The following is a 6773-nucleotide window of genomic DNA, read 5'->3' on the forward strand; positions in this document are numbered from 1 at the left end:
ATCGGATCATACCACGGGCTGATCGTGTCGCCGGGACGCACGCCGGTCTCGATCCTGGCATGGTCGGGAAACCGCAGATGGGCGAGCGTGCCGGTCGCGGGCAGGAAGCCCGCCGGCACGGTTCCATGATACAGCGGAGGAGAAACGCGACAATGCGTCGGTTTGGCTCCACAAGGTCGCTTCCAACGGTGTGCTGTCCCACAGGCTTGCACCAATGAAATGATGCGAACGGGCGTTGCTGAGCCCATCTACGCGCGCCGCCATGGGCTGTATGCTCTTGCGGTCTCCGAGGCCGGTCAAACCAGCAATAAAGGCCGGGCGCATCTGGATTTCGACGATCTGCTGGGCTGCGCCAATCTGGTCAACGCGGCCAAAGGCGCGCTGGACGGACAACGCCTCTTTGGCAAGGTCCCCTGTGAGGTCGGTCGCTCGCTGCGCAGAGACACGTGGCATCCCGACCATTGTGCTGGCCGGCATCGTCTGGCCGCACGCAATCGCACCGGACCTCAAGGGCGCAGGTCGAAGGCCCAACTACCTGCTTTGCAATCAGCAATAGCAGTGCGGAAGTTACGGAGCATCCCGTCATAATCGCCGAGTTGCTAATCTATTGTCAGCTGGAGGCGTTCTTAGATGAAAACTTGGGTGCTCAGCCAGCAGACAATTTTGTGCTATGGCAACGGCGTTGGTCTCCACCACCAACGCCGCCGCAAATTGCCTCTGCACTGAACCCCAGCCTCACTCCCTCCGCGCGAGGCGGAATTCAGGCGATGCCGCGTTCTTTCAGGGCGGCGTAGCCTCCGTCGACGTCGACGACATTGGTGAAGCCAAGGCCGGTCAGGGTCTCGACCACGGGGCCGGAGCCGTTGACCGAGCCGCAGAAGACCACGATCCGCGCGTCCTTGGGGACCGAGGCGAAGGCGCCGGAAAAGACATCAGAGACCAGAAGCTTCGGCAAGATGACCGCGCCGGCGATCTCTCCGTTCTCGGCGCGACCCTTGGGTGCGCGCACGTCGATCAGCAGATCGGTGCCGGAAAGGTCGGCGGGCAGTTCGGCGGCGGTGATGCGGGTATTCGACATGGTATCTCTCCTTCAGGATTTCGGGGCGGAATGGATGGGATCCACCCAGTAGACGGATTCAGGTGGCTCGATCGGATCGACGTCGGTAATGTTCACGACGACCGCTTCGTTGTCCGAGCGCACGAGGACGCATTCCAGCACCTGGTCGGGGTCGGCGTTGATCTCCTGATGCGGGACATAGGGAGGCACATAGATGAAATCGCCCGGCCCGGCCTCGGCCACGAATTCCAGCCGCTCTCCCCAGCGCAGACGAGCCTTGCCGCGCACCACATAGATCACGCTTTCCAGAGGACCGTGATGATGCACGCCGGTCTTGGCGTCGGGCTGGATCGCGACGGTCCCGGCCCAGATCTTCTGCGCGCCGACGCGGGCATGGTTGATCGCGGCCTGCCGATACATGCCGGGGGTCTGGGCGGTATTGTCGTCAAGCTGATCGCCCTTGATGACCCGGACGCCGTCATGTTTCCAGCGCGGGACCTCGTCATGATCGTGGTGATGGTGGTCGTGGCCGTCATGGCCGTGATCGTGGGGCATTTCCCTCTCCTTCCGGCGGTCTCGGGGAACCGCGACAGTCCATTGGCACGGACGCGCGGCGCGTCTATGGGCCTTGATTAAGGTCTTGCGACGGGCCTCTGGCAAGCGCGCCCTGCGCTAATGCGGCGCGCCCTGCCGTACGCCCAGCCAGTCCAGCAGCTCGCCACGGATGCGGGCGAAGCGGGGATCGGCCACGTCGCGCGGGCGCGGCAGGTCGATCTCCTCGTGATGGGCGATGATCCCGTCCTTCATCACCAGCACGCGGTCGGCGAGCAGGACGGCTTCCTCGACATCATGCGTCACCAGCAGGACCGCGCAGCCATGCCGCAGCCAAAGCTCGGCCACCAGCGCCTGCGCCTTGAGGCGGGTCAGCGCGTCCAGCGCGGCGAAAGGCTCATCAAGCAACAGCAGGTCCGGCTCGCGCACAAGCGCACGGGCCAGCGACGCGCGCTGCGCTTCGCCCCCGGACAGCACCTTGGGCCATTGATCGGCGCGGTGACCGATGCCGACCTCCTCCAGCGCCTCCTGCGCGCGGGCGCGGTCGGGGCGCCCCGGCAGGCCCAGCGTCACGTTGAGCCAGACCCGTTTCCACGGCATCAGCCGCGGCGCCTGAAAGGCGATGGCCCGGCGTTCGGGCACCGTCACCTCGCCCGAGAATTCGGGATCGAGGTCGCCGAGGATGCGTAGCAGGGTCGACTTGCCGCAGCCGGACGCGCCGAGCAGGGCGACAAATTCCCCCGGCCGGATGGTCAGGTCGAGATTGTCGATCACCCGCCTGTCGCCGAAGCTGCGGGAAAGGCCCCGGACCGCGACGGCCGCGGGCGCGTTCAGGCGCCGGTGAAGCTGGGTCGCCATGCGAGGAAGATCCTTTCAAGGATGCGCACCACCAGATCGACCGCGAGGCCGAGGATGGCATAGACCACAAGGCAGACGACGATCACGTCGGTCTGGAAGAATTCGCGCGCATTGGCCATCAGATAGCCCACACCCGCCGTGGCGTTGATCTGCTCGCCAAAGACCAGCGCGAGCCAGGCAATGCCCAGCGAATAGCGCAGGCCGACCAGGGCATTGGGCAGCGCGCCGGGCAGGATGACATGACGCACCAGCCCCCAGCGCCCCAGTCCCAGCGTCCGCCCGGCCTCGATCAGCGACTGGTCGACGCCGCGGATGCCGGCATAGACGTTGAGATAGAGGGGAAAGGCGGTGGCCAGCGCGATCAGCGCGATCTTCGGCGCCTCGCCGATGCCGAACCAGATGATCAGCAAGGGGATCAGCGCGACATTCGGCACCGTGCGCAGCATCTGCATCGGCGCGTCCACCAGATCCTCGCCCAGCCGGGTCAGGCCCGAGATCACCGCGAGGGCGACCCCAATGCTGCCACCGATGGCAAGCCCCGACATCGCGCGCTGCATCGAGACGACGATGGCCGCCTGAAGCTCTCCGTTTTCGATCAGCTTCGCCGCGCTGGCAAGCACCGTCCCCGGCCCGGCCAGCACCTCGGAGGGCAGCAACCCGGTGATCGAGGCAAGATGCCACAGGAGGACCAGAACCACCGGCCCGGTCGCCCGGCGCAGCCAGCGTGGCACACGGCCGGCCCTGGCTGCGGCAGGTGTCAGGCGGACCAGATCGGCGCGGGCCGGCCCCGATGAGCCGGCCGCGCTCTCTGCCTCGCGCGGGGGCGAATAGCCGCGGGCGATTTCGGTGACGCTCATCAGTTCAGCGCCAGTTGGGGCAGGTCGCGATAGACATGCTCGCCAAGATCCAGCGATCCGGTCAGGACACCCGCCTCGACCCAGGTGTCGAAGACCTTCTGCAGCCCGGCGACGAAGCTGTCGTCGATCGCGACCGGCTCATAGGCGGTCTGCTCGGCAAAGAGCGGCTCGACTGTGGCGCGGTCCTGCTTGCTGAAGCCCTCGTAGAAGGTCAGATAGGCTTCCTTGTTCTCGCGCGACCATTGATAGCTCTTGTCGATCCGCGCCAGATAGTCCTGAAGCGCCTTCAGCTTGGCGGGATCGGCCAGTGTCGGCTCGGTCACGGCATAGACGGCGTTGCCGGTATTGACACCCTGCCCGTCGAACAGCTCGCGCGCGCCAAGGACGCCGGTGCTGCGCGCCTTGTAGATGCCCCAGATCGCCCAGGCATCGATCGATTCCGACTGGAACGCGGCCGAGGCGTCGGCGGGCGTCAGGAAAGCGAGCTTCACATCGGACTGCGCGATCCCCGCCTGTTTCAGCGTCCCGATGGTCAGGTAATGCGCGACGCTGCCCCGCGTGGTGGGCGAGATGGTCTTGCCCTTCAGGTCCGCCAGCGTCTTGATCGGGCTGTCCTTCGGCACGATGATCGAGGTGCCAAGCCCGCCATTGTTGAAGGCCGCGGCGATCTTGATCTTCGAGCCGCCCGCGATCGCGCTGACAGCGGGGCTGTCGGCGGACATGCCGACGTCGATGGCACCGGCCTTCAGCGCCTCATGCAGGTTGACCGCCGCCGGATAGACCGACCATTCGATCTTGTAGGGCAGATCGTCCAGCAGGCCCGCGGCGTCGAGCCGGGCGCGCTGCTCTCCGACCTGATCGCCGATCCGCAGGGTGACGCCCGACAAGTCCTGCGCCCAGCCGGGCAGCGCGATCGAGAGGGTCGTGGCGGCGACAAGGCCGGCAAGGGTGCGGCGTGTGATCTTGCTCATCGGGTATCCTTTCGCTCACTCGGCCGCGACGCGGCGCGTGGCATGGCGATTTTCGGGCTTGGATAGGCCAAGCGAGTCGCGGAAGGTTGTGCCTTCGTAGTCCCGGCGGAACAGGTCGCGATCCTGCAAGATCGGGATCACCGTCTCGGCAAAGACCGAAAACTCGTCGGGCAGAGAGTTGTTGTAGACGAACCCGTCGGCGGCAGGCTCAAGGAACCAGCGCTGGAACGCATCCGCGACCTGCTCTGGCGTACCCACGAAATCGGTGCGGGGGGTGGCGAAGCGCTGCGCGGTTTGGCGCAGGGTCAGGTTCCCCTCGCGAGCCAGCCGGATCACCCGCTCGGAGGTCGAGCGGTTCGAATTCTCGGCAAAGCGCCCGACATCGGGGAATGGCGCGTCGAGGTCGTATTGCGAGAAGTCGTGTTCGTTGAACGAGCGCGCCATGATCAGCAGCGCATCCTCGATCGACGTCAGGGCGATGAATTCCTGATACTTGCGCTCGGCCTCCTCCTCGGTCGAGCCGATGACGGGGCGCAGGCCCGGCAGCACGAAGAGGTCGTCCGGGTCGCGCCCGAAGCCCGCCGCGCGGCGCTTGACATCGGCATAGTAAAGCTTGGCCGAGGCGAGGTCGTCATTCTGGACAAAGATCGCATCCGACCGGGCGGCGGCGAAATTCCTGCCATCCTCGGAAGCGCCCGCCTGGAAGATCACCGGCTGGCCCTGGGGCGAGCGGGACAGGTTCAGCGGCCCCTCGACCTGGAAGAACTGCCCGCGATGATCCAGCTTGTGCAGCTTGGTGGCGTCGAAAAATTCTCCGCTGGCCTTGTCATGGCTGAGCGAGTCGTCCTCCCACGAATCCCAGAGACCTTGCACAACGTCCAGATGCTCGGTGGCGAGGCGGTAGCGGGTGGCGTGGTCATAATGCTTGTCGCGGGAATAGTTGCGGGCCGATCCTTCGAGCCAGCTCGTCACCACGTTCCAGCCTGCCCTACCGCCCGAGATATGGTCGAGCGAGCCGAACTGCCGCGCGACGTTGAACGGCTCGGCATAGCTGACGGTCAGTGTGCCGACGAGGCCGATGCGATCTGTCACGGCGGCAAGGGCCGACAGGATCGTCAGCGGCTCGAAGCGGTTCAGGTAATGCGGGCTCGATTTCGGGGTGATATGGACGCTGTCCGCAACGAACAGGAAATCGAGCTTCGCCGCCTCGGCCTCGATCGCCTGCCGCTTGTAATAGGCAAAATCGGTCGAGGCGCCGGGATGGGCGCGCGGATGGCGCCAATCGCCCCAGCCCGTCCCGTTGCCATGCATCATGAAGCCAAGTTTCAACTGACGCGCACTCATCCGGCTTTCCTTTCACTGCAAATCACGATGATTTTTGCCGTGTTTATTCGATGCCCAGATAACGCCCATCTCGTACCCGGATGAATTCCAAAGATCACCCCGGCGAGAGAAGAATGGCACCGTCGGAGGCCGCAAAGGGGAAGCAATATCCCCGTACCCTCAGCGGGCCGGAGCGATCTCGATCAGGTCGGTCAGTTCCTCGGCGTGGAAATCGCTGACAAGAACTTTCAGCCGCAGCACCCAGAAGCCGTCGAGCGGCAGCAGGAAGCGCCCGGCATCGACGCTGCCGTCCTGGGCCGTGGCCTGATGGCGAAACGGGCCAAGGCCATAGGCAGGCTTGGAAAGCTCAACCTCGACAGGGCGGGCATCTACCGGCGCGCCGTCCACAGTCAGCCCGGTCAGCCGCAGGGCGACCATGCCGGCGCGGGGTGGCGAGACCTCGATCCGGGCGGCGACTGCGCCCTTTTGTATCTGCTGGACCTCCACGCGGGGGCCGGGCGGCAGGCTGCGCGGGGGCGGCGTAAACTGCCACAAGGCGACCGCCCCGAGGATTGGCAGGACCATCAGGATTTCGACCCGGACGGCCCGGCGCAGCGGACGCGCCTCGCCCCATTCGGCGCGCGGGGTCAGCCATAGCCGGTTCACGCCGGCCAGCGCCAGCAGCAGCGCGACCAGCGCCAGCTTGACCATCAGAACACGCCCGTAATCGGTATCCCAGAGCGCCGCGAGGTCGCCCAGCTGCACCAGCGCGATCGCCACGCCCGATCCCAGAAGCAGCGCGAGAACCCAGGGCACCCGCCGCGAGAACCGCGCAAGCGCGCCCTGCCCGCCACGCGCCAGATCGACCAGCAGCGGCGCCAAGGCCCCGATCCACAAGGCAGCGGAAATGACATGGACCGCAACCGCAGGCCGCATCAGCCATTGCGGTGGTGCGGTCGCGGCATGACCAGAGATCGCGGCAGCAAGCCCCGCCAGTCCCAGCGAAAGGATGGCCGCAAGGCGACCCGGCCATAACGCGACCACCAAGGCAGCGGCCGTTGCCGCGAGGGCAAGGCCCGGCACCCCCGCAACCGCCTCGCGCCACGGGGCAGTAATAAGCAGCGCATCGGGCGAAAGGGCAAGCAGGTCCAGTCC

Annotated in this window: 7 protein-coding genes and 1 pseudogene; all 8 read right to left on the reverse strand. The window is 66.0% G+C overall.

Features of this window, described 5'->3' with window-relative positions; genetic code table 11:
• Nucleotides 1-162: 162 nt before the first annotated feature.
• Nucleotides 163-477: pseudogene (locus tag VNQ78_RS21595) on the reverse strand (transposase); the annotation flags it as partial.
• A 283-nt stretch (nt 478-760) separates the two neighbouring features.
• A complete protein-coding gene (locus VNQ78_RS07345) occupies nt 761-1078 on the reverse strand; it encodes a rhodanese-like domain-containing protein (protein WP_325688192.1) in 318 nt (105 codons plus the stop codon).
• A gap of 12 nt (nt 1079-1090) precedes the next feature.
• A complete protein-coding gene (locus VNQ78_RS07350; protein ID WP_325688194.1) occupies nt 1091-1612 on the reverse strand; it encodes a cupin domain-containing protein in 522 nt (173 codons plus the stop codon).
• 117 nt (nt 1613-1729) lie between these two features.
• On the reverse strand, nt 1730-2467 hold the full coding sequence (locus tag VNQ78_RS07355; protein ID WP_325688196.1) for an ABC transporter ATP-binding protein: 738 nt from the start codon (nt 2465-2467) through the stop codon (nt 1730-1732).
• Complete coding sequence (locus VNQ78_RS07360; protein WP_325688198.1) at nt 2440-3324, reverse strand: ABC transporter permease subunit; 885 nt, start codon at nt 3322-3324, stop codon at nt 2440-2442. The genes VNQ78_RS07355 and VNQ78_RS07360 overlap by 28 nt, the downstream gene beginning before the upstream one ends.
• Entirely contained in the window at nt 3324-4295 is a 972-nt protein-coding gene (locus tag VNQ78_RS07365; protein ID WP_325688200.1) for an ABC transporter substrate-binding protein, read from the reverse strand. The genes VNQ78_RS07360 and VNQ78_RS07365 overlap by 1 nt, the downstream gene beginning before the upstream one ends.
• A 15-nt stretch (nt 4296-4310) precedes the next feature.
• Complete coding sequence (locus tag VNQ78_RS07370) at nt 4311-5639, reverse strand: LLM class flavin-dependent oxidoreductase (protein WP_325688202.1); 1329 nt, start codon at nt 5637-5639, stop codon at nt 4311-4313.
• Between the two features lie 159 nt (nt 5640-5798).
• Nucleotides 5799-6773, reverse strand: a 975-nt coding sequence (locus VNQ78_RS07375) for a copper resistance D family protein (protein ID WP_325688204.1), incomplete at its 5' end; no start/stop codon positions are given.

This window comes from Paracoccus sp. (in: a-proteobacteria), from assembly GCF_035556475.1.
Classification (GTDB): Bacteria; Pseudomonadota; Alphaproteobacteria; order Rhodobacterales; family Rhodobacteraceae; genus Paracoccus.

Bases quoted from the DNA above. Each gene is read 5' to 3' on its own strand.
- VNQ78_RS07345 (WP_325688192.1), bottom strand. From the start codon at position 1,078: ATGTCGAATACCCGCATCACCGCCGCCGAACTGCCCGCCGACCTTTCC.
- VNQ78_RS07350 (WP_325688194.1), bottom strand. From the start codon at position 1,612: ATGCCCCACGATCACGGCCATGACGGCCACGACCACCATCACCACGAT.
- VNQ78_RS07355 (WP_325688196.1), bottom strand. From the start codon at position 2,467: ATGGCGACCCAGCTTCACCGGCGCCTGAACGCGCCCGCGGCCGTCGCG.
- VNQ78_RS07360 (WP_325688198.1), bottom strand. From the start codon at position 3,324: ATGAGCGTCACCGAAATCGCCCGCGGCTATTCGCCCCCGCGCGAGGCA.
- VNQ78_RS07365 (WP_325688200.1), bottom strand. From the start codon at position 4,295: ATGAGCAAGATCACACGCCGCACCCTTGCCGGCCTTGTCGCCGCCACG.
- VNQ78_RS07370 (WP_325688202.1), bottom strand. From the start codon at position 5,639: ATGAGTGCGCGTCAGTTGAAACTTGGCTTCATGATGCATGGCAACGGG.